Origin of the sequence: Arenibacter antarcticus, from assembly GCF_041320605.1 — a bacterium.
In the GTDB taxonomy this organism is placed as follows: Bacteria; Bacteroidota; Bacteroidia; order Flavobacteriales; family Flavobacteriaceae; genus Arenibacter; species Arenibacter antarcticus.
This window is the reverse complement of sequence record NZ_CP166679.1, coordinates 755686-779669: the sequence shown is the minus strand read 5'-3', so window position 1 is coordinate 779669 and position 23984 is coordinate 755686. Positions and strand designations below refer to the sequence as shown.

The following is a 23984-nucleotide window of genomic DNA, read 5'->3' as shown; positions in this document are numbered from 1 at the left end:
TTCCATATGAGGGGATTGTTACAAGTGCTATTTTGTTTTATAAGCCTAGGAGTAGTTGGCCAGGATATTGTAATCTTTGACGTGCAGGATAGAAAGTATTTGGAGGATCAATTTTACTTAGGGCTGACCTATAATTTTTTGATGGAGCTGCCCATAGATGTGGAGCAACGGAATTTGTCTTATGGCCTTCAAGGAGGCTTTATAAAGGATATTCCATTAAATTGGGATAGGACCCTAGGGCTTGGCATCGGCCTTGGATATGGCATTAACTCCTATTACACCAATTTACGTGCAGTAGAGCAGCTTACAGGGGTAGAATACGAGATATTGGACAGGACTACTTCGTACAAAAGAAATAAAATAGAGACCCATGTCTTGGAAATGCCGTTGCAAATGAGATGGCGTAATTCCACTCCTGAAGAATATAAATTTTGGCGCGTCTACGCGGGTATGAAACTCGGTTATGTTTTTGGGAATCGTTCCAAATTTGTTAGCAGTACGGAGAAGGTTGGATTTAGCAATCCAGATATAAATAGGTTTCAGTATGGACTTGCCTTTAATGTTGGTTACAATACCTTTAATATCCATGTGTACTATTCCTTGCGTTCCCTTTTTAAGGAAAATGCTAGCTTGCCTACTGGGATACCACTAAATTTACAACCCTTACAAATAGGGCTTATTTTTTATATTTTATAGCCAAAATTTAACAGTTAAAAGTTGCGTGCTTATTCCTATTAAAAAGCCAATAAGGACCTCTGCCCTATTGTTGTTATTTATGTAAAGGCGGCTAGTGGCAACCAAGCCACAAAGAAGTGTGGTGATGCTGATGGCTATAGTTAGGTTTAATTCGAAATGTATGCTAAGATTTACGAGGTACATTAGTAAGCTGCCCATTCCTATTAGATGTAAGCTACATTTGAAATTTAGAAATAGCAATAGCAGGGCACTAAAAATCGCAGCGATCATTCCTAGGAAATAGTAATGTAATTCTATGGTGAAATTATTAGGGATGACGCGGAATACCACCATAAGTAGTAATGCTAAACTAATGTATAAAGGATATTTTCTTTCTTTTAAATGTGGCATATGAATCGTACTTACCACGGCTAAATTGCGTAAAATCGAATAAAATATAATAGGGATAATGACGGTGAGTATAAATATGGGAAGAATATTTCCGCTCTGTAACTCTAAAGGATTGTACTGGGGTGTAATTATAAAATATGCCAATGTGCCGGCGAAGGGGATGTAGAGCGGGTGTAGTAGGTAGGATACTATTTGCAGGAAGGTTCCCATTAAATTTGTTTGCGAAGCCTTGCTACTGGAATGTCTAATTGCTCCCTGTATTTTGCTACAGTTCTACGTGCTATAGGGTATCCTTTCTCTAGTAATATTTTAGCCAATTTATCATCGGTCAAAGGTTTCTTTTTAATTTCCTCCCCGATTACGGTTTCCAATATTTTCTTTATTTCCTTAGTGGAAACATCTTCTCCCTGATCATTTTTCATAGACTCTGAAAAGTATTCTTTGATCAGTTTGGTGCCATAGGGGGTGTCAACATATTTACTGTTTGCCACGCGAGAAACCGTAGATACATCCATATTTATGGCATCGGCAACGTCTTTTAAGATCATAGGGCGCAACTTGCGCTCATCACCACTAAGGAAGTACTCTTTTTGGTAATGCATAATTTCGTTCATCGTAATAAACAACGTTTGTTGACGTTGTCTAATAGCATCTATAAACCATTTCGCGGAGTCTAACTTTTGCTTAATAAACATTACCGTATCCTTCTGTGATCTGGATTTTTCCTTGGAATTTTTATAGCCTTCCAACATATTATTATATTCCCTGGAAACATGTAATTCAGGGGCATTTCTACCGTTTAGGCTTAGTTCTAGCTGGCCTTCCGTAATACGTATGGTAAAGTCAGGGACTACGTGTTCAACAATCCTGTTGTTTCCTGAATAGGATCCGCCTGGTTTGGGATTAAGACGTTCTATTTCTGTAATGGCAGCCTTTAATTGGACCTCCGAAATATTGTGTTTTTGGATCAGCTTTTGGTAATGTTTTTTTGAAAACTGCTCAAAGGATTTCTCTAACAAGCTAATAGCGAGTTCAATACTTGCGGTGGGCTCTTTCCTTTTGAGCTGAATAAGTAGGCATTCTTCCAAGGACTGCGATGCAACACCAGCCGGGTCTAGTTCTTGAACGATACGCAATACCTTTTTTATAGTCTTTTCGTCCGTGTATATATTTTGGGTAAAGGCAAGGTCATCCATGATATCGGTGAGTGGCCTTCTGATATATCCGCTTTCGTCCACGCTTCCTACCAAGAATTCAGCAATAGACCATTCTTCGTCGTTTAGATAAACAGTGTTTAATTGATTTATCAAATACTGGTTAAAAGAAATGCCTGCCGCATAGGGTACGCTTTTCTCCTCATCGTCGGAGCTATAATTATTGGCTTGTGTTCTATATTCGGGAATTTCGTCATCACTTAAATACTCATCTATATTGATGTCCTCAGCGCTAATGTTCTCGCTATCAGTTTCATCGTCGTATAAGTCATCAAACTCATCCTCTTGGGGCTCCGTCTCTTCTTTTCCCGTTTCGAGAGCAGGGTTTTCCTCCAACTCTTGTTTTAAGCGCTGTTCAAATGCCTGCGTAGGCAATTGAATTAACTTCATCAACTGTATTTGTTGTGGAGATAACTTTTGCGATAATTTAAACTGTAGGTGTTGTTTCAGCATAGGGGATTGTAATCTTTCCTATAAAGTTAAAGAATATAGATTAGAATTCTGCATTTTGTGGTGTTCTAGGGAAAGGTATTACATCTCTAATATTTCCCATGCCTGTGGCAAAGAGCACCAAACGTTCAAAACCTAGGCCAAAACCACTATGGACAGCGGATCCATATTTTCGGAGTTCCAAATACCACCAAAGTTCCTCTTCATCTATATTTAAGGCTTTCATTTTGTCTAAAAGCACATCCAGTCGTTCCTCTCTCTGTGATCCCCCAACAATTTCACCAATTCCAGGAAACAGAATATCCATGGCTCTTACTGTTTTACCATCCTCGTTCAATCGCATATAGAACGCTTTTATCTTTGCGGGATAGTCAAATAGGATAACGGGACATTTAAAGTGCTTCTCTACTAGGAATCGCTCGTGCTCACTTTGTAGATCAGCCCCCCACTCGTCTATAAGATATTTAAATTGCTTCTTCTTATTAGGTTTACAATTCCTTAGAATATCTATCGCTTCGGTATAGGTAACTCTTTTAAAGGTGTTTTCTGATACGAATTTTAGTTTTTCTATTAGTGGCATGTCACTTCGATCTGCCATTGGTTTGCTCTTTTCTTCATCCAAAAGGCGCTGCTCCAAAAATTCGAGGTCTTCCTTACAGTTTTCCAAGGTGTAGTTTATCACCTCTTTAATAAAGTCCTCAGCCAAATCCATATTGGCATCCAAATCGTTAAAGGCTACTTCTGGTTCTATCATCCAGAACTCGGCCAAATGCCTAGAAGTATTAGAATTTTCTGCCCTAAAGGTGGGGCCAAAAGTGTATACTTTTCCCATTGCCATGGCATAGGCTTCAGCTTCTAACTGACCCGATACCGTTAGGTTGGTTTCTTTTCCAAAAAAATCCTCCCGATAATCCACCTGTCCATCCTCTGTTAAAGGCGGATTTTTAGAATCTAGTGTAGACACGCGGAACATTTCTCCCGCTCCCTCTGCATCCGATCCCGTAATAATTGGGGTATGTACGTAAAGGAAGCCGTTCTTTTGAAAATATTGGTGTACGGCGAACGAAAGGGTGGAGCGCACCCGCATAATCGCTGCAAAAGTATTGGTGCGCACTCTTAGATGTGCCTTTTCCCGTAAAAATTCAAGGGAGTGTTTCTTGGGTTGTATAGGGTAGGTTTCTGGGTCTGCGGAACCAAGGATACTAATTTCTCTTACTTGTATCTCTATTTGTTGTCCCTTGCCCTGACTTTCTACCAAGGTACCAGATATGTTTATAGCGGCACCGGTATTTATCTGTTTAAGGAGTTGATCATCAAATTCTTCGAAATTTACAACGCATTGTATGTTGTTTATCGTAGATCCATCGTTAATGGCAATAAATCTATTGCTTCTATAAGTTTTGACCCAGCCGTTAACAATGACTTCCTTGTGAAGGTGATCCGTGGAAAGCAGCTCTTTTACGCTATATTTATTCATTATAATTTCGTATAATTTAAGTGGCTAAGATAACCATTTTGTAAATTATGAGTAGGTTGTATTTGTCCTAAAATTTATTTTATCTCGTTGGGTCTTCCTCCTCGCTTGGCGAATTTAATTCATCTAAGGGAAGAATGTCTATCTGAGGTTTCTTCAATACCTGTTTGTTGGCAATACTCCTTTCTAACGAAAGTAGTAAGGAGGGTAATAGAATGAGGTTAGCCAACATAGCAAACAATAGGGTGGCGGATACTAAGGCTCCCAATGCTACAGTTCCTCCAAAATTGGAAATGACGAAAACAGAAAATCCGAAGAACAACACAATAGAAGTATAGAACATACTTACCCCAGTTTCCCTTAAGGCTGCATAAACCGATTTCTTAATTCTCCAGTGATTGGCGGTCAACTCTTGCCGGTATTTCGCCAAAAAATGAATGGTGTCGTCTACGGAAATACCAAAGGCAATACTAAATACTAGAATGGTTGAAGGCTTAATGGGTACCCCCACAAAACCCATAACCCCGGCCGTAATCACCAAGGGTAGTAAGTTGGGTATAAGCGAGATGATGATCATTCTAAATGACCGGAAGAGATAGGCCATAAACAAGGCGATCAGTCCAATTGCTAAGGTTAGTGATAATATTAAGTTTTTTACTAAATATTTGGTGCCCTTTAAGAACAGCAGGGCGCTACCTGTCATGCTTACCTTATATTGGTCTTCAGGGAAAATTTTACTGATATGTTCCTGAAGCTTCCCTTCTATGACCTCCATTCTCTCAGTATCCACATCTTTCATGTAGGTGCTAATCCTTGCCACTTGGCCTGTGCTGTCAACAAAACTGCTCAGAAGGTTTCCGTTATCGGCAGATTTTCGGGCAACATCCATGATAAAGGCATTCTCTTGGGAGGTAGGTAGTTGGTAGTATTTGGGGATGCCATTATAGAAGGCCTGTTTGGAATATTTCACCAGGTCTACTACGGAAATAGGTCTGGAAAGCTCAGGAATATCCGTAATATGCCCCCCTAATTCATCCATTTTTTTAAGGGTAGTAGGCTTTAATACCCCTTTTGGCCTTTTGGTGTCTATTACAATCTCTACGGGCATAATGCCATCAAACTCCTGCTCAAAAAACCGAATATCCTGAAAGAATTCTGCTTTTTTAGGCATATCTTCTATGGGGCTTCCGGAAATATCGATTTGATATATGCCGATAATACTTGTTACCAAAAGTACAATGGAAACAATGTATACCATAATTCTCCGCTCCCTTACAATTCTTTCCATCCAACTTACAAAAGTCTCTATCCATTTGGTGTTCAAATGTTTTAGATGTTTATCTTTTGGTAGCGACATAAAGCTGTAGATGATCGGGATGATCAGCAGGGAAAGCACAAAAATTCCCAGAATGTTTATGGAAGCCACAATGCCAAATTCCTTCAGGAGTTTGCTGTCTGTAATGATAAAGGTTGCAAAACCAGATGCAGTAGTCACATTGGTCATTAAAGTGGCATTTCCAATTTTGGAAATTACCCGTTGCAGGGATAGGGCCTGATTACCATGTTTCTTTACTTCCTGTTGGTATTTGTTGATCAAGAAAATACAGTTGGGAATCCCAATTACAATGATCAGAGGTGGAATCAGTGCGGTAAGTACCGTTATTTCGTATTGTAAGAGTCCCAAAATGCCAAATGCCCACATCACCCCGATGATTACAACAAACATAGAAATGAGAGTGGCCCTGAAGCTTCTAAAGAAAAAGAAGAAAATTAATGAGGTTACGCCCAGTGCCGCGAGGATAAATTTGCCAATTTCATCTATGATGTTTTGGGAATTCATGGTCCGGATATAAGGCATCCCCGAGATCCTTACGTCCATCCCTGTTTCTTTCTCAAAATTATTCACCAAAGTACTGAGGTCTTCCAAAATAAAGTCCTTCCGCACAGAGGTATTTACAATGTCCTTATCTAAGTATATGACCGTACGAATGGTGCGGGTTTTTTTATTGTAGATCAGGTTTTCATAAAAGGGTAGCTCGTTAAAGAGGTGATTGGTTATGCTGTCTATTTCCTTTTTGGTCGTAGGGGTTGATTTGATAAGTGGGCGCATCACAAATCTTTCCCCAAGGGAGTCCTTTACCAGCTCTTGAAGATTGTCTGTAGAGATTACATAATCTACCTCTGGGAAGGCACCCATTTGTTTGCTTAACTTGTTCCAACGGTTAAATTTTTCTGGAGTGAACAGGGTGCTGTCCTTTATTGCAAGGACCACTACATTGCCCTCTTCCCCAAATTTATTTAGAAAGTCCAGATATTCCAGATTAACAGGATGGTCGTCTGGCAAGAGATTGGCCTGTGAATTGGAAAATCGCATCTTATCCCACTGGAGCGACATAAAAATGGTCGTAGCAGCTAATATTAAAAGAATAAGGATTCTATTTCTTAGTATGATTCTTGCGGTTTTTGCCCAAAAACCCTGTGTTAGCTTTGCAACCATTTGGTAGATACTTCTTTTATAACTTTTGCCTAAAGGGCATCAATTCCAATTTTGTAAAAAAACCCTTCCTGAAGCAGGTGTTTTATTTGGAATTTTGAATTATTTGAGGGCAAAGGTAGAGAATGATTGCTATTGTTCCTAGGATGAAGATATCAAAAAATGAAGTTGACCAAAAAAAAATAAGCTTTGTAAAGTACGGGGAAGTAGGAGTGGTAGTTACTGTGGCTTAGTGGCTTTTACAAAATAAAAGAGCGGCTCCTAGTGCCGCTCTTTTATTTTGTAAAAATTATTGTTTAGACCTTCATAATTTCTACTTCCTTTACCTCCAAAACTGAATCTATTCTTTTGATGTATTTGTCGGTTAGCGCCTGTATCTCAATCTCTGTACCCTTTATCAGATCTTCTGATACGTCTAAATTCTTTATTTCCTTGTTTGCTTCCTGTCTAGAATTACGTACTCCGATCTTCGCATCTTCGGCCTCGGCCTTCGCCTGTTTTACCAGATCCCTTCTGCGTTCCTCGGTCAATGGTGGTACATTAATAATCACATAATCGCCATTGTTCATGGGGTTAAAACCCAAGTTGGCGTTCATTATAGCCTTTTCAACTTCGTGGAGCATATTTTTTTCCCACGGTTGTACGGTTAGTGTTCTAGCATCTGGGGTACTTACATTGGCAACCTGTCCCAAAGGGGTAGGGGAGCCGTAGTATTCTACCATTACGCTAGAGAGCATAATGGGACTGGCTTTTCCTGCTCTGATTTTTATAAACATTCTCTCTAAGTGCTCCATGGCACTTTCCATTCCTTCTTGGGCACTGTCCAATATAAATTTAATCTCTTCGTTCATATGCTAAATGTTAATTTGATGAAATTCAAAATATGCTAAAACTAAAGGTTTACAACCGTTCCTATATTTTCTCCGGAAACCAATTTTATAAGATTTCCTTTTTTGTTCATATCAAAAACCACAATGGGTAATTCGTTTTCCTGACTAAGGGTGAATGCTGTAGTGTCCATTACTTTTAATCCTTTTGTCAATACGTCTTTAAAGGTGATGGAGTCGAATTTGGTGGCTGTTTTGTCTTTTTCTGGATCGGAGGTGTAAATACCATCTACTCTGGTTCCTTTTAAGATCACATTAGCTTCTATCTCTATAGCTCTTAAAACTGCTGCGGAATCTGTTGTGAAATATGGGTTACCCGTCCCGCCCCCAAATATAACCACTCTGCCTTTTTCTAAATGGCGTAACGCACGTCTTCTTATAAAGGGCTCGGCAACTTCATTGATTTGTATGGCAGATTGTAGTCTTGTTTGGACTCCTTTTAGCTCTAGGGCACTTTGTAATGCCAATCCGTTGATGACCGTGGCCAACATTCCCATGTGGTCTGCTTGTACCCTGTCCATTCCTTCACTGGATCCTGCAAGGCCTCTAAAAATATTTCCGCCACCAATAACAATAGCTACTTCTACACCCATTGCTACCACTTCTTTAATTTCCTCGGCGTATTCGGATAGTCGTTTTGGGTCTATTCCGTATTGTTTTTCTCCCATTAAGGCTTCGCCGCTGAGTTTTAAAAGTATTCTTTTGTATAGCATCTTGCGTTGATTAATTCAAGGCAAAAATAATCAAAATTATTTATGATGCGGGCTGTAGATGATGATTCGTGGTTGCGAATCTTTTTATAGTCAATTTAGGGGATTGAATTTGCTTTTTTTACGGTTATTGTTGTGTATTGGTGCTGGCATAACGGCATAAAAAAACCCGCTTTTAGAATAAAAGCGGGTTTTGAAATTTAGATTGCTGGAATTATCCTAGAGCAACTCTTTTAAAATCGGTTACTTCCAAATTGGAATCAACAGATTTCACATATTGTGCAACACTTAGTTTGCTATCTTTAATGAAATCTTGGTTAACCAAGGTGTTGTCTTTAAAGAAACGGTTTAATTTTCCTTTGGCAATATTATCTAACATTGCTTCTGGTTTACCTTCTTGACGTAGTTGGTCTTTAGCGATTTCAATTTCCTTATCAATAACGGATTGGTCAACACCAGCCTCGTTAAGGGCTACTGGGTTCATGGCAGCAGCTTGCATAGCAACATCCTTGGCAGCAACATCAGCACCATTAACGGCTGCTGAAAGTCCAACCAAAGTGGCTATTTTGTTTCCTGCGTGGATGTAAGAACCTACAAAAGGAGCAGAAAGTCGGCTAAATCCGCCTATTTCAATTTTCTCACCAATAACACCTGTCTGTTCGGTAAGTTTGTCCTGTACCGTATTTCCTTTGTAATCGGCATTTAAGAAAGCTTCTTTGGTGTCGTAGTTTAATGCTAGGTCTGCCAATTCGTTTGCCAGGGTCACGAAAGTATCGTTCTTAGCAACAAAATCGGTCTCACAGTTTAAGGAAATGATAACACCTAAAGTGTTGTCCGCATTAACTTTTGCAATAGCGGCACCTTCAGAAGAATCCCTATCGGCTCTCTTCGCTGCTACTTTTTGTCCTTTTTTACGAAGGATTTCAATTGCTTTTTCAAAATCCCCTTCAGCTTCAACTAGGGCGTTTTTGCAATCCATCATGCCTGCACCTGTTGTTTTTCTTAGTCTATTTACCTCTGCGGCGGTAATTTTTGCCATTTTATTTATGTTTTAATTTTCCTTCAAACAGGATCTAAAAATAGATCCTGTTCTAGGGTAATGTAAAATTGATATTTGGTTCTTGTTAAAGGGGGATTATTCTATTCCACCTTTAACACTATCTTGCCATTCTTGTAGCTCGTCCCATTTTCCATCTGCTGCCATCTTGGCTTGTTTTGACCATGATGCAGGGTTTTTGGAAGCGTATCTTGGTCCTGCTTCTGTAAGGATGCTCGCTAGGTCTTCCTCAGATTTAGCAGCAAGATCAGCAAATGTATGAATACCAGCTTCCTGGAATATCTCTGCTATTTTTGGACCGATACCTTCTACTTTGGTAAGGTCATCAGCAGCATTATCAGAAGATTTTTTTTCTGCTTTAGCTTCAGTTTCTTTAGCTACTTCAGGTGCTTCTTCTTTAGTATCTTCAGTTACCTTAGCTTTTTCAGGAGCTTTGGCTGCTTTTTTCTGTTTTGGTTCGGCATCATCCTTTCCTTCCTTCTCAGATTGTTTTTCGGATTTGCGCTCCGTTAGACCTTCTGCAATAGCAGCAGTAACAGATTGCATGATCACTTCAATAGATTTGGAGGCATCATCATTGGAAGGAACGATATAATCGATCTGTCTTGGATCAGAATTGGTATCTACCATTGCAAAAATTGGAATATTCAATTTTAAGGCTTCCTTAACAGCAATGTGCTCACGCATTGTATCTACCACAAATAAGGCTGCAGGTAGACGAGTCATTTCAGAAATAGAACCTAAGTTCTTTTCTAATTTTGCACGCAAACGACTTACTTGTAGACGTTCTTTTTTAGAAAGGGTGTTAAAAGTACCATCCTTCTTCATTCTATCAATAGTAGCCATTTTTTTGACTGCTTTACGAATAGTTACGAAGTTGGTCAACATACCCCCAGGCCATCTTTCGGTGATGTAGGGCATATTTACGTTTCCAGCTTTTTCGGCAACGATGTCTTTTGCTTGTTTTTTGGTAGCTACGAAAAGTACTTTTCTACCTGATGCTGCAATTTTTCTAAGAGCCTCATTGGTCTCCTCTAATTTTGCAACAGTTTTGTAAAGATTGATAACGTGAATTCCGTTACGCTCCATGTAGATATAGGGAGCCATGTTCGGATTCCATTTCCTAGTAAGGTGGCCAAAATGCACACCTGCCTCTAAAAGGTCTTTTACTTCAATTTTGTTTGCCATTTTATTTTCTTAGTTTACGTTCCTTTGAATTAGCAATATTAAAGTGGTACCCAATGGGAGCCTTTAACATTTAGATGCTAAACTAATTTAACCTCTACTTGTATCTGGGATGGCCCAGACCAAGTTTCCAATTGAATGGATAGGTATTTTTTAATTGCCACCTCAATTGGAGGCTTTCAATGAACAATTTTAGGTAATTCCGTACTGTTTCCAGTATCGGCTTAAGTAATGCAATATTAACGCTTGGAGAACTGGAATTTCTTACGGGCTTTCTTCTGACCGAATTTCTTACGCTCAACCATTCTTGGATCTCTAGTTAAAAGACCTTCTGGTTTAAGAACCAATCTGTGCTCGGCATCCATTTCGCACAAGGCTCTAGATAATGCCAAACGAATTGCTTCCGCTTGTCCTGTAATTCCACCGCCAAAAACGTTCACCTTAACATCAAAGTTTTCTTCGTTGTTGGTCAATGCAAATGGTTGCTTTACTTTGTACTGTAATGTTGCAGTAGGAAAATAGTTGCTTAATTCTCTCTTGTTGATGGTTATGTTCCCACTTCCTTGAGAAACGTAAACTCTGGCAACTGCTGTTTTTCTTCTACCAATTTTATGAATCATTTCCATTACCTTAGGTCGTTTAAGTTAATTGCTCTTGGTTTTTGTGCTTCTTGATTGTGGCCTTTACCAGCATATACCTTCAAATTACGGAAAAGCTCTGCACCCAATTTGTTCTTGGGTAACATTCCTTTTACGGATTTTTCGATAATACGCGCTGGGTCTTTAGACAGCATCTCTTTGGCAGTTGTAAACCTTTGACCTCCTGGGTAACCGGTGTGACGAATGTAGGTTTTTGAATCCCACTTCTTACCGGACAGGTTGATTTTTTCTGCATTGATAATAACAACATTATCCCCACAATCAACATGTGGTGTAAAACTAGGCTTGTACTTTCCTCTAAGTAACTTCGCTACTTTAGAAGCAAGACGGCCCAATGTTTCTCCTTCAGCATCAACTAGTAACCATTGTTTGTCAACGGTTGCCTTATTGGCCGAAATCGTCTTGTAGCTTAATGTATCCACACTAATATATTTATTTATTAAACACTTCAATCCCGTTTAACGGGCTGCAAATGTACAATTATTAAGTTGAATTCCAAATGGTTGTTTCTTATTATTTTATTGTTTTTTTCTTTTTTCGGATTAAATACACCTGCTTGGGGGAGGCTTTTAATTATTTTCGTACGTGTTTCTTTGGAATTAGAAACTATATTCCCCTCTTGTTTTTAATGTATTTGTCCTAACTATTAGGGATAAAGATTTTTTATTAATCTAGTGATTTGGGCAGCGTATGCAATTTTTTATACCCGCTTTTTCGTTTCCTTTTCTTGAGATGGCGCCTATGAGCTGCTTAATTCCATTTTTGGGGTGTGCTAGTCCGTCCTCATCGTTAATGGGCTTCTAGCCAATCCTGTCCAACACCCAAATCCACATCTAAGGGTACGGAGAGTTTATAGGCGTTTTCCATTTCCGATTTTATCATCAACTTCATTTCCTCCAATTCTGGTTTGTAGACATCAAAGACCAATTCATCATGTACTTGTAAGAGCATTTTGCTTTTGTAATTTCCTTGCTCTAATTTATTATGGATATTGATCATAGCTATTTTAATAATGTCCGCGGCACTTCCCTGTATGGGCGCATTTACGGCATTGCGTTCCGCGGCGCCTCTTACAACTGCATTGCTGGCGTTAATATCCTTTAAGTATCTGCGTCTACCCAATACCGTCTGAACATACCCATTTTCACGGGCTAGATTTATTTGTTCGCTAATATAATTACGCAATTTTGGATAGGTCTTATAATAGGTTTCTATAAGGTCTTTTGCTTCCGTACGGGAGAGATCTGTCTGATTGCTCAGCCCAAATGCGGACACCCCGTATATAATTCCGAAATTCACGGTTTTGGCATTGCTACGCTGCTCCCTGGTGACCTCATCAAGAGGTATGTTAAATACTTTGGAAGCCGTGGAAGCGTGTATGTCTTCCCCGTTCTTAAAGGCCTCGATCATGGTAGTCTCTTGGCTCAGTGCTGCAATGATCCGCAATTCTATCTGCGAATAATCCGCGGCCAAGAGAATAAACTCTTCATTACGTGGAACAAAGGCTTTACGTACCTGTCTTCCTCTTTCTGTTCGGATAGGGATATTTTGCAGGTTAGGATTGTTGCTGCTTAAACGTCCTGTTGCGGCAACAGTTTGCATATAATCGGTGTGCACCCTGCCTGTGCTTTCCTCAATTTGTTCGGGAAGGGCGTCTATATAGGTGCTTTTAAGTTTGCTGAGGCCTCTGTAGTCTAATACGCTTCGGATAATTTCATGATCCTTTGCTAAATAGGAAAGCACGTCCTCAGCAGTAGAATACTGACCTGTTTTTGTTTTTTTAGGTTTAGCCACCAGTTTAAGCTTGTCGAACAAAATTTCTCCCAACTGTTTTGGGGAAGCAATATTGAACTCTTCTCCGGCTTCCTTAAATATCTTGGTCTCTAGTTCCTTTATGTCATTTTCTAAATCCTTGGCCAATGAATTTAAAAAGGCCTTATCTAGATTAATGCCCTCCAATTCCATATCCGCCAATACGCGTAACAGGGGAATCTCAATAGTGTTAAAAAGGTCTTCTGTTTTAGCTTCTTTTAGCTCTGGTCTAAAATGTTGGGCCAATTGAAAAGTGATGTCGGCATCTTCAACAGCATATTCGGTCTGTTTTTCCAAGGGCACTTCTCTCATGGAAATTTGGTTTTTGCCTTTTTTGCCAATGAGTTCGGTAATGGAGACGGGAGTGTAATTTAAATAGGTCTCGGCCAAAACGTCCATATTGTGTCGCATGTCCGGATTAATAAGGTAATGCGCTAACATGGTGTCGAAATATTTCCCTTTAATAAAAACCCCGTATTTGTGCAGTACCTTGATATCGTATTTTAAATTCTGACCAATTTTCTCAATGTTTTCCGCTTCAAAAAATGGTCTTAGTTGTTCAATTAATTCCTGAGCCGCCAATTTATCTTCGGGGAATGGAATATAAAAGCCCTTACCAGCCTCCCAGCTAAAGGCAATCCCAACCAATTCTGCGGTTAGCGGATTTAGTCCAGTGGTTTCCGTGTCAAAACACACCGAGGTTTGTTGCATTAGATTTTGAAGGAAGAGCTTCATCGCCATACCTGGCAATACGCTTTGGTACACATGGGGTACATTGGCTATAGTAGTTCTGCTGGAGAATTCTGCTATTGTTGCACCACTGTTGTCCCCATCCCCTCCAAAAAGTGAGAATTGGCCGCTACCGGCTGAAGCAGTCTTCTTTTGAGTCGTGGTTTCTTTTCCTTCCTTATCTGTTGTAGCGGTTTCTTCAGTAGGTTCGTTGGAGAAGAGTTTTATAAATTGGTCCTTTAACCTTCTAAACTCCAACGCTTCAAATAGTTCCTGTACTTTATCACCATCAGGCATGGTGAGTTCGTAATCGGCGGCATTAAAGGTGACATCGCAATCAACACAAATGGTGGCTAGTTTTTTGGAAAGTAGTCCCAATTCGGCATTTTCAATGACCCGTTCCTTCATTTTTCCTTTAAGCTTGTCCGTATTGGCAAGGAGGTTTTCCATGGAGCCAAATTGCTCAATAAATTTTTTCGCGGTTTTATCCCCCACTCCTGGTAGCCCTGGGATATTGTCACTGGCATCGCCCATCATCCCCAAGTAATCAATCACCTGTTCGGGGCGTTCTACGCCAAATCGCTTTTGGATTTCAGGAATACCCCATATTTCTATGCCATTGCCCATTCGTGCAGGGCGATACATAAATATGTTCTCAGATACCAACTGACCAAAATCTTTATCAGGGGTCACCATAAATACCTTGTAACCTTCTTTTTCGGCTTGTTTCGCCAAGGTTCCTATAATGTCATCGGCCTCCCACCCTTCCAATACCACTACAGGGATATGCATAGCCTTAAGAATATCTTGAATATAAGGTATCGCAATTTTTATGGCATCTGGGGTGGCGTCTCTATTGGCTTTGTATTCTGGAAACATTTCCGTGCGGTCTACACTTCCACCTTTGTCAAAACAAACTGCTAAGTGGTCTGGTTTTTCTCTTCGGATTACATCCAGTAGAGAGTTCATAAACCCCATAATGGCGGAAGTGTCCATGCCCTTGGAGTTTATCCTTGGGTTTTTGATTAAGGCATAATACCCTCTAAATATTAGGGCGTAAGCATCTAGTAAAAAAAGTCTCTTTTGTTCAGCCATTTTATTGGTTTATTTCCGAAGTAATATTCTATTTTATGTTGATTATACCTTTAAAAAGGAGTCCGAAGGATTGTCTATATGTCCCTCTTCGGAATAGCTGCGATAACTAAAGCCAGGGTGAATGCAATAGCCACCTGTTTCCCCTTTTTTATTGATGGCGATGAAGCCGATCTGAAAATCCGTGCGGTCTTTATTTTTTTCCATGATGCGTCTAACTCCTTCTTCGCAAGCCTCCTGGGGCGATTTTCCTTGGCGCATCAATTCTACGATTAAGAAACTTCCTACAGTCCTAACTACTTCCTCGCCCACGCCAGTAGCGGTAGCACCACCTACTTCATTGTCTACAAACAGACCAGCACCAATAATTGGAGAGTCCCCAACGCGACCAGCCATTTTGTATCCCATTCCGCTGGTTGTGCAGGCACCTGCGATATCACCGTTTTTGTCAATGGCAAGCATTCCTATGGTGTCGTGGTTCTCTATATTGATAATGGTTTCATATTGGGAGTTTTTCTTCCATTCCAACCAGTCTTTTTTAGCTTTTTCGGTAAGTAAATTGGTCTTTTGAAAGCCCTGCTCATAGGCAAATTGTTCTGCCCCTTTCCCTACCAGCATCACATGGGGTGTCTCTTCCATTACTTTTCGAGCTACGCTAATAGGATGGGCTATATTCTCCATACACAGCACCGCGCCGCAATTTGCATCCTTATCCATAATGCAGGCATCCAAAGTAACGCGGCCGTCTCTGTCTGGTCTGCCGCCATTGCCTACAGTTTCATTATTGAGGTCCGCCTCCTCTACCATTACCCCCTGTTCTACGGCATCCAATGAAGATCCTCCTTTTTCTAATACTTCCCATGCTTTGGCAGTTGCATTCATAAAATTCCAGGTGCAAATGGCAATGGGTTTTACTATTTTGGTGCTGTCGTTTTCTACTATTGTTTTTTTAGTAGTACCCTGACAAGAGGCCAAAAGTGGAGCAGATAACATGCCCGCTGTGGTAAGCGTAGAATTTTTGAGAAAATTTCTTCTTTTCATGAGAAAGTGTTGCTTATTTTTAAGGTTCTAAATATAAGAAATATGATTGTAGAAGTATGCGCCAATTCCTTAGAATCTGCTTTAAACGCCCAAAAAGCTGGTGCTGACCGAATTGAATTGTGTGCAGAACTCGGTGTGGGAGGGGTAACCCCTTCTTATGGGTTGCTAAAATTGATAAAAAAGCATATTACTATCCCTGTAAATGTGCTGATTAGGCCTAGAAGTGGGGATTTCACCTATTCGGATCTAGAATTTGAAATAATGAAGCACGATATTGAAATGTGTAGGGAATTGGGGTTTAACGGTATTGTTTCTGGAGTGCTGCATAAGGATTTTACCTTGGATTTTGAACGGACCAAGGAATTGATAAGGATCACTAGACCACTCGATTTTACATTCCACAGGGCATTTGATTGGGTGAAGGATCCCATAGCGACTTTTAGACAATTGGAATTGTTAGGGGTGAATTCTCTACTGAGTAGTGGACTGCAAAAAACATCCTTGATGGGTATGGCGCAATTGTGGGAGTTGCATGGCATTGCTGAGCGCATTGTTGTTATGCCTGGAGGTGGAATACGGGAAACCAACGTGCAACAGTTTAAGGAAAAAGGCTTTGGTGCGGTGCATTTGTCGGGCATCCAGTTTCATAAAACATTGAAGAATCCCCCCCCTATTCCTATGAGTACTCCAAGCTTTTTAAGGGATGACGAGGTAGGAATAAGTGATTATGGGGTGCTAAAGAAGGTAGTGCGTCTAGTTAAAGAATAGGTAATTAAAATGGCTAGTGGATTGAAACCAATATCTTTACCTAAAAATTAACCTATGCTCAGATGGATTATTTTTATTATTCTATATATTGCTCTTGGGGTTTACACCTTACAGGCGCTTAGGGCGGTAACTAGATTTCCTTGGGTGTATTTTGCCTATATGGCCATGTCGCTTTTAGTGTTGGGGAATTTTATTTATCAGTTTACCCTGGGCGATAATCCAGGTAGGGTTTTGAGCGTACCTAAAAGTTACGCTTTTGGCTTTTTGCTGGCCATGCTTTCCTTTAAGGCCATCACTATTATTTTCCTGTTTTCAGAGGATATTTTTCGATTTATTTCCGCACTGTATTTAAAGATAAACGGGACCCCGAAATTCTTCAATTTTCCAGAGCGAAGACGATTTTTAAGTGTTCTTGCATTGGGGATTGCCGCCTTGCCATTTTCTGCCCTCCTCTATGGAATGTATAGGGGAAAATATAACTTTAAAGTGCTTCGATATAATTTGGAATTTGAGGATCTGCCCGATGGTTTTGACGGCTATCAGATTACGCAGATCTCTGATGTGCATAGTGGTAGTTTTGACAATAGGGAAAAAATTGAATATGCGATAGATCTTATCAACCAGCAAAAAAGTGATCTGCTTTTGTTTACAGGGGATTTGGTGAATAATAAGGCAGAAGAAATGTTGCCATGGAAGGATCTTTTTGCAACCCTACATGCCAAGGATGGTAAGTATTCCATTTTGGGTAACCATGATTACGGGGATTATGTGGAATGGGATACCGAGGAGTTAAAAAGGAATAATTTGGAGCAACTTAAAGATCTGCAACAAGAAATTGGTTTTGAACTTTTGTTGAACGAAAGCAGGTACCTTACCAAAGGCAATGATAAGATAGCCTTGATCGGAGTTGAGAATTGGGGTAGGGGAGGCTTTAAAAAAGCGGGGGACCTAAATAAAGCTACGGCCCAAATTATGGAGAAGGATTTTAAGATTTTAATGAGCCATGACCCCTCGCATTGGGAAGATGAAGTTTTAAAACATCCCTACCATTATCACCTTACCCTAAGCGGACATACCCACGGGATGCAATTTGGGATTGAAATTCCGGGATGGATAAAATGGAGTCCCGTAAAGTGGCGTTATAAATACTGGGCAGGTGTCTACGAGGAACTGGGGCAAATGATTAATGTAAATAGAGGTTTTGGATTTTTGGGATACCCTGGCAGAGTTGGTATTTGGCCCGAAATAACGGTAATCACCTTAAAAAAGAAACCATTAACCTAAAATTGTTGCTATTGTATTTGGACAAAAATAAGGCTACTGATGATTTTTTAACATTTTTTCTTACATTTGATTTATAACCCAATGAATACTATATGTCTAAATTTGGAGAATTAATTGATGTTAGCGTTCCAGTTCTGTTGGACTTTTACGCTGAATGGAATGAGCAGTCCACCGCGATGCATGCCGTATTGAGGGATGTTGCTGCTGCCTTGGGCGATAAGGGCAAGGTGATAAAAATTGACGTGGATAAAAACAAGGAGCTTTCCCAGGCCCTTAGAGTAAAGGGATTGCCGACTTTGATGATATATAAAAAAGGGGAGATGGTTTGGCGACAAAGTGGTGAACAAGATGCCAATACGCTTATTGGAATTCTCAACGAATACCTTTAATTACTTTCAATCGTATAACAAAAAAACCGGGAAATTTATTCCCGGTTTTTTTGTTCATGACTAACTCTTACGCTTATTCACTTAGGGGAATACTATCCAATTCCTGCTCTGGAATAACATCCAAGGAAGTAGAATCTATAACCTCCGGTTCCTCTGTCGGTGGTAGTAGGTCTTCTACGGAATCGTCCCTATAGAAGCGGTCAAATTTGGCAATGTATTCATTAAAGAGTCTCGTTTCATTTTCGGCATTTTCCTGATCTTTGTTGGTAATCAAGATGTCTATATTTCTGCTATAAGCTTCTAAGTCAGGTATAATCTCGTCCAAAAATAAACGTTGTTGCTCAAATGGTAAACCGGCATAATAATCCAATCGTTCTTGATAGATGGTTTTTAGTTTATTGAAAAGCTGTCTTGCTTTTTCGGTTTCACCTACCTTAAAATATCCATCCACATAAGGTTCTACAAAAGAGTAGTATCCAAAATATTCCACAGGCATATTCTCCATAGCAATATTGATGATGTCCTTGGCCTTATCTATTTTATTCTCTTCGATTAGTGCTTCGGTCAAACGGGCCAGATTGCCACGGAAAGACAAGGATTGAGTACGGGTTTGAATGTCATGATAAATGTCTGCACTTCCAGAGTTGCCCCATTCCCATTTTTTTACAATATCATACATAAGGTCCGTATCTATTCTTCCCATTTCGTAGCTGTTCCTATTCTGGGTTTTTATGGGTACCAATTTATAGGCCAATCCATCAAGCTGTAGGTAATCCTTCATCCAGATATACTCTGCCGCATCAAAACTTCCACCGGAAAAATAGATAGGGCGCTTCCAATCATTGTTGGCGATAATATCCAGCATTAGGATCCTGTTTTTGGGAAGGGCGCTTTTAGGAAGGTCAATATCGATATAATCCACGATAAGGGCAGAATCCTTCTCCTTTACCAAGCCGCTTTCCAATACGTTTTTCTTATTTACGGGAATTCTAATCTTATTGGTAGGATAAAAAACCACATCCAGATTGTTTTCGGAATACTGACTTAGATCGGCCCCTTGTTTCTGAAGGATGCTTTTGAATTTGGTTTGATCCTTATCGCTATCTACCCAATTCATAAAATCATTGATGTTCCATCGGTTTTCCGTTAAACCATTGTAATAAATGGCATCCCTAGAGCCAAACCTATACTTATCGTGCGTAAGTTGAGAGGGTATGGGTTCGCTTTCGTAGGCTTGCATCTTCATTTGGTCTATATACCAATCCGTTGCAAAAAGGCTAGTATTTACTACCCGCACGTCTGTACGGTAACCTTCTATTTCCTGAACGTACCACAGCGGGAAAGTGTCGTTGTCCCCAATGGTGAATAAAATGGCACCGGCATCTTCCTGTGTGGAGGATAGGTAGGCCATTGCTGTGGATCTTGCGGTATACCTGTTAGATCGGTCGTGATCGTCCCAATTTTGGAATGCCATAACTCCAGGTACGGCAAGTAGGCATACTAAAGTAATGGCGGGGGCCAATATTTTGGGGTTTATTAATTTTCTGAATTCATCAAAAAGTCCGTAGACTCCCAAGCCGATCCATATCCCAAAAATATAGAACGACCCCACCAGAGAATAGTCGCGCTCCCTAGGTTGAAAAATCCCTGGATTGGTGTAGAATTGGATGGCAATCCCCGTAAACATAAAAAATACAAACAGGGCCCAAAATTGCTTTGGATTCTTGCTGATCTGAAAAACTACGCCAATGATTCCTAAGAGGAGGGGTAAAAAGAAGTAGGTATTCCTTCCTTTGTTATTTTTGATATCGCTAGGAAGGTTGTCCTGGCTTCCCAGTCTGGCATTGTCTATAAAGTTGATGCCGCTTAACCAATTCCCATGATTGTCATACCGACCTTGGATATCGTCTTGCTTCCCTGTGAAGTTCCACATAAAATAGCGCCAGTACATGTAGTTGAACTGGAACTGGAACATATAACTGAGATTTTGCATCAATGTGGGAGGCACTACTTCTATATATTCGCTAAATTCCCTTAAAAATCGCATATATTGGGCAGTGTCTATTTCGCCTTTTGCATACCCGTTCTTAAATTGGTTTACGGCCTCCTGTAGTTCGTTATTCCCCAAGTAGCTCGATTTAATCTTAAAGCTAAGCGGGTTAAAATACTTCATGTAATTCTCCGCATTTTGATCGCTCCACAAGCGCGGTAAAAATCCAACATGATCGGGATTAGGTCCCTGTAATGCATTCTTGTATTTATTGACAATGATATATTTCCCTGACTTAAGGTCTTTTTCGTATTTGGGTTTTTCGTCTATCTCCTCGCCGGCAGGGGCAAAGCCATTGGAATAGTAGGCGCCGTAAAAGGGACTTTCCACACCTGGGTATTGCTCCCGGTTGTAATAGGCCAAAAGCGATCTGGCATCGGATGGGTCGTTTTCATTGATTACCACATCGGCATTGGCCCTAATGGGCAACATTAGCCAAGAGGAAAAACCAAGGAACAAAAACATTAGGCAAAGTGTTATTGTATTTGCTGTGGTATAGTTATTTTTTCTTGTGTATCGCAGTCCCATGTAGAAAACACCAATAAATAGGAGTCCCATAATTATAGTTCCCGAATTGAATGGTAGGCCGATAGTATTGATGAAAAACACCTCGCTCCATCCAAAAAGTTGCAGTACGTAGGTAAGTGAGAATTTATAGACCATTAGCAATATGGCAACCACTATGATGTTCGCTAAAAGGAAGTTTTTTATGGTGGTAGTCTTGTAGGTCTTAAAATAGTAGAGCAGACCAATGGAAGGTATTGCCAAAAAGCCCATAAACTGAATTCCAAAAGTAAGTCCCACAACAAAAGAGATCAAAACGATCCATTTATTGCCTCTGGGGTTATGTAGGTCATCTACCCACTTTAGGCCAAGCCAAAGCAATAAGGCCATGATTAGACTAGCCATGGCATATACTTCTGTCTCTGCGGCATTGAACCAAAAACTATCGGAAAAGGTAAAGGCCAAGGAGCCTACCAAACCACTTCCCAAAATGGCTGTGGCCATATTATTGGTGATTTCTTCCTTTTTGGCGACTAGCTTCTTAGTGAGGTTGGTTATGGTCCAGAACATTAAAAGTATGGTGAATGCACTGGAAACGGCCGACACCAAATTCACCATCTTGGCTACCTGTTCTGGTCCGAAGGCGAACATGGCAAAAAATGCCCCAATGATTTGAAAAAGCGGGGCTCCCGGGGGATGCCCTACCTGTAGTTTTGCTGAAGTGGATATGTATTCCCCTGCATCCCAATAGCTGCTAGTGGGTTCTACTGTGATTGTGTAAACAGTGAGGGCTATAAAAAAAACAAACCATCCAGTGATGGTGTCCCATTTTTTAAAGTTATTTGAAAACATTCGGCTTGTTGTTTGAGCGAAGGGCGAATTTACTAATTTTAAAAGATATAAGGGTATTATTTTTGTAAACCTTTAACATGTTGGGAGTGGGTATTGTAATGGCTTGTATAGCAGATTCGTAGGTCTAGGATAGCGTTGTAAAGTGGGTGTTTTGAGTAGGTTTTTTATGGGGTTTAGTTGTTGTAAAGGCCTGTGGTTAAAAATTATTTTCAATATTTTTTTGAATATGACGTGAAAATATTTGTGCATATGAAACTTTGTTTTAAATTTGCACGCTCAATTAAGGTAGTGGCCTATGGTGTAATTGGCAACACAGCTGGTTTTGGTCCAGTCGTTCTAGGTTCGAGTCCTAGTAGGCCAACAAGTAAACCCCCTGATTTCATTAGAAGTCAGGGGGTTTTTCTTTTTCCACGTACAAAAGGGGTACAGTAAATTTGGTTTTGTATAGTCACTCCGCAGAATTATCGCCTAAAACGATTTAAATTCCATTTTCTTAATAATATCAGTAGAATATTTCATTATTTCTCATTCAACACTGTTTTGATATTCATTCTAATTATTGCACTTTTGTTTTTAAATACAATTTAAAAACAGCGAGTCGCTAATCATCTAATTAAATGTTGACAAATGGGTTATAAATTACAAATCCCGAAAGGATATTATCCGCAATTAAATATACAAGAGACAGAACAAGCAATTAAATTGATTAAAGACTTTTTTGAGCTTAGTTTGTCTTCTGAATTAAGATTAAGAAGAATCACTGCCCCATTATTTGTAAAAAAAGGATCGGGAATTAATGATGATCTAAGTGGTTTAGAGCGACCTGTTACCTTTCCAATAAAGTCGATGAATGATGCTGAAGCTGAAATTGTTCATTCGCTTGCGAAATGGAAAAGACTTGCTTTGGCGGAATTAAAAATCGAGTCGGGTTATGGTGTGTATACCGACATGAATGCATTGCGTCCTGATGAAGTTTTTTCGAATATCCACTCTATATATGTAGATCAGTGGGATTGGGAAAGAGTAGTCTCTAAGGAAGATAGAACTATTGATTTTCTCAAATATATTGTGACGAAAATTTATAGTGTTTTTAGAAGGGTTGAATATGTTGTATACGAGCGTTATCCTCAAATGAAGCCTGTTCTTCCAGAAGAAATAACGTTCATTCATTCGCAAGAATTAGCGGAACAGTATCCTGACCTTTCACCAAATGAAAGAGAAACAGAAGCCGTTAAAAAGCATGGTGCAATATTTATAATTGGAATTGGAGCACAACTTCCAGAAGGAAAAAAGCATGATGGAAGAGCCCCTGATTATGATGACTGGAGTACCGAAACCGGAAATGGTCAACAAGGTTTGAATGGTGATATACTTCTTTGGAATCCTGTTCTTGAAAAAGCATTGGAGATTTCCTCAATGGGAATTCGTGTTGATAAAGAAGCTTTAAATAAGCAATTGGCACTTGAAGGGGCAGAAGATAGAAAAGAATTAATGTGGCATAAAATGCTTCTTAATGATGAACTTCCATTGTCCATTGGAGGTGGAATAGGTCAATCTCGATTATGTATGTTTTTCTTGAAAAAAGCACATATTGGAGAGATTCAGACAAGTATCTGGCCTGATGAAATGATTGAAGAATGTAAGCGAGGAAATATTCCAATTTTATTCTAGAGTTTCCACGCTATTAAATACCTGCTAATGGCTGTCGATTATACCTGGCAGCCATTTTTCATTTAACACAGTATCTAAAATTAGGGTATATAGTGATGCATAGTGGCTGCACTATAAAAATGGATCATGACCAATTGTTGTGTTTCTGCGAAAGTTATTGTTAACCTTTAAAGAAGCCTGAGTTTTAAGCGAATCACACTGGCTGGAAGAAAAACAAAAAATAGCAAGCCATAACTTGTTTTGGTTTCCATTCTTATACAGGATTGCATATTCAAGTGTAGTAAGTGAATCCGGCACTAAGTCGGGAGACTTAGCGCAGCGAGATTTTGAACTAGTTTAATTTTTTTGTTGTTATAGTTTATATCGTTTTAGTTTTCGATGTTATTTAATGTCGCTGGTATTTTTATAGGTACCCGATTTTTGGCGTAGTGCCAACGGAAGTCTATGCAGAAACTCTACTTTTCATGTGCTTGCAGCCGTTTACTATACCTAATAATCTCACTTTCACTAAAAGCTTCTTGCGTTGTGTCTGAAGTGCATCTAGGCACAATAAAGCTAGCTTGATTTTGAAATTAT

17 protein-coding genes and 1 tRNA gene are annotated in these 23984 nt (G+C 39.7%); 6 read left to right on the top strand and 12 right to left on the bottom strand.

From position 1 onward, the window contains the following. The first annotated feature begins 6 nt into the window (after positions 1-6). Positions 7-696: a porin family protein gene (locus tag KCTC52924_RS03295; RefSeq protein ID WP_251808850.1), complete on the top strand. Its 690-nt coding sequence runs from the start codon at positions 7-9 to the stop codon at positions 694-696. A 599-nt stretch (positions 697-1295) separates the two neighbouring features. On the opposite strand, the gene rpoN is transcribed toward KCTC52924_RS03295, so the two are convergent. The 11 genes from rpoN to KCTC52924_RS03240 all read right to left on the bottom strand — a co-directional run bounded on the left by rpoN (position 1296) and on the right by KCTC52924_RS03240 (position 15890). Then, complete coding sequence (gene rpoN / locus KCTC52924_RS03290; RefSeq protein WP_251808851.1) at positions 1296-2753, bottom strand: RNA polymerase factor sigma-54; 1458 nt, start codon at positions 2751-2753, stop codon at positions 1296-1298. Positions 2754-2793: 40 nt separating this feature from the next. Beyond that, complete coding sequence (gene asnS, locus KCTC52924_RS03285; RefSeq protein WP_251808852.1) at positions 2794-4227, bottom strand: asparagine--tRNA ligase; 1434 nt, start codon at positions 4225-4227, stop codon at positions 2794-2796. 79 nt (positions 4228-4306) lie between these two features. After that, positions 4307-6721 (bottom strand): RND family transporter, encoded by a 2415-nt coding sequence (locus KCTC52924_RS03280; protein ID WP_251808853.1) that lies wholly within the window; start codon positions 6719-6721, stop codon positions 4307-4309. Between the two features lie 293 nt (positions 6722-7014). Continuing rightward, positions 7015-7569, bottom strand: coding sequence for a ribosome recycling factor (frr, locus tag KCTC52924_RS03275; protein WP_251808854.1), 555 nt, complete (start codon positions 7567-7569; stop codon positions 7015-7017). Between the two features lie 41 nt (positions 7570-7610). Continuing rightward, positions 7611-8318 carry a UMP kinase gene (pyrH, locus tag KCTC52924_RS03270; RefSeq protein WP_251808855.1) on the bottom strand — a complete coding sequence of 236 codons (708 nt, stop codon included), beginning with the start codon at positions 8316-8318 and terminating at the stop codon, positions 7611-7613. 211 nt (positions 8319-8529) lie between these two features. Beyond that, positions 8530-9354 carry a translation elongation factor Ts gene (tsf, locus tag KCTC52924_RS03265; RefSeq protein ID WP_251808856.1) on the bottom strand — a complete coding sequence of 275 codons (825 nt, stop codon included), beginning with the start codon at positions 9352-9354 and terminating at the stop codon, positions 8530-8532. A 96-nt stretch (positions 9355-9450) separates the two neighbouring features. After that, positions 9451-10560 (bottom strand): 30S ribosomal protein S2, encoded by a 1110-nt coding sequence (gene rpsB, locus KCTC52924_RS03260; protein ID WP_251808857.1) that lies wholly within the window; start codon positions 10558-10560, stop codon positions 9451-9453. A gap of 236 nt (positions 10561-10796) precedes the next feature. Next, positions 10797-11183, bottom strand: coding sequence for a 30S ribosomal protein S9 (gene rpsI / locus KCTC52924_RS03255; RefSeq protein WP_251808858.1), 387 nt, complete (start codon positions 11181-11183; stop codon positions 10797-10799). Further along, a complete protein-coding gene (rplM, locus tag KCTC52924_RS03250) occupies positions 11183-11638 on the bottom strand; it encodes a 50S ribosomal protein L13 (protein ID WP_251808859.1) in 456 nt (151 codons plus the stop codon). The genes rpsI and rplM overlap by 1 nt, the downstream gene beginning before the upstream one ends. Before the next feature lie 367 nt (positions 11639-12005). After that, entirely contained in the window at positions 12006-14852 is a 2847-nt protein-coding gene (polA, locus tag KCTC52924_RS03245) for a DNA polymerase I (RefSeq protein WP_251808860.1), read from the bottom strand. A gap of 42 nt (positions 14853-14894) precedes the next feature. Beyond that, positions 14895-15890 (bottom strand): isoaspartyl peptidase/L-asparaginase family protein, encoded by a 996-nt coding sequence (locus tag KCTC52924_RS03240; RefSeq protein WP_251808861.1) that lies wholly within the window; start codon positions 15888-15890, stop codon positions 14895-14897. 42 nt (positions 15891-15932) lie between these two features. Here KCTC52924_RS03240 and KCTC52924_RS03235 point away from each other — a divergent pair, with 42 nt between their 5' ends. The 3 genes from KCTC52924_RS03235 (at position 15933) to KCTC52924_RS03225 (ending at position 18331) form a co-directional block, all read left to right on the top strand. Beyond that, positions 15933-16658, top strand: coding sequence for a copper homeostasis protein CutC (locus tag KCTC52924_RS03235; RefSeq protein ID WP_251808862.1), 726 nt, complete (start codon positions 15933-15935; stop codon positions 16656-16658). Between the two features lie 54 nt (positions 16659-16712). Beyond that, the gene (locus KCTC52924_RS03230) at positions 16713-17942 is read left to right on the top strand and encodes a metallophosphoesterase (RefSeq protein WP_251808863.1); all 1230 of its coding nucleotides are present in this window, start codon (positions 16713-16715) and stop codon (positions 17940-17942) included. A gap of 92 nt (positions 17943-18034) precedes the next feature. After that, positions 18035-18331, top strand: a complete 297-nt coding sequence (locus KCTC52924_RS03225) for a co-chaperone YbbN (protein ID WP_251808864.1) — start codon at positions 18035-18037, stop codon at positions 18329-18331. Positions 18332-18404: 73 nt separating this feature from the next. On the opposite strand, the gene KCTC52924_RS03220 is transcribed toward KCTC52924_RS03225, so the two are convergent. Beyond that, positions 18405-21737, bottom strand: a complete 3333-nt coding sequence (locus KCTC52924_RS03220) for a DUF2723 domain-containing protein (RefSeq protein ID WP_251808865.1) — start codon at positions 21735-21737, stop codon at positions 18405-18407. Positions 21738-22026: 289 nt separating this feature from the next. On the opposite strand from KCTC52924_RS03220, the gene KCTC52924_RS03215 reads away from it, so the two are divergent. Together KCTC52924_RS03215 and asnA are read left to right on the top strand one after the other, a co-directional pair. After that, a tRNA-Gln gene (locus KCTC52924_RS03215) sits at positions 22027-22098 on the top strand. Between the two features lie 266 nt (positions 22099-22364). Next, a complete protein-coding gene (asnA, locus tag KCTC52924_RS03210; protein ID WP_251808866.1) occupies positions 22365-23408 on the top strand; it encodes an aspartate--ammonia ligase in 1044 nt (347 codons plus the stop codon). Positions 23409-23984 lie beyond the last annotated feature (576 nt).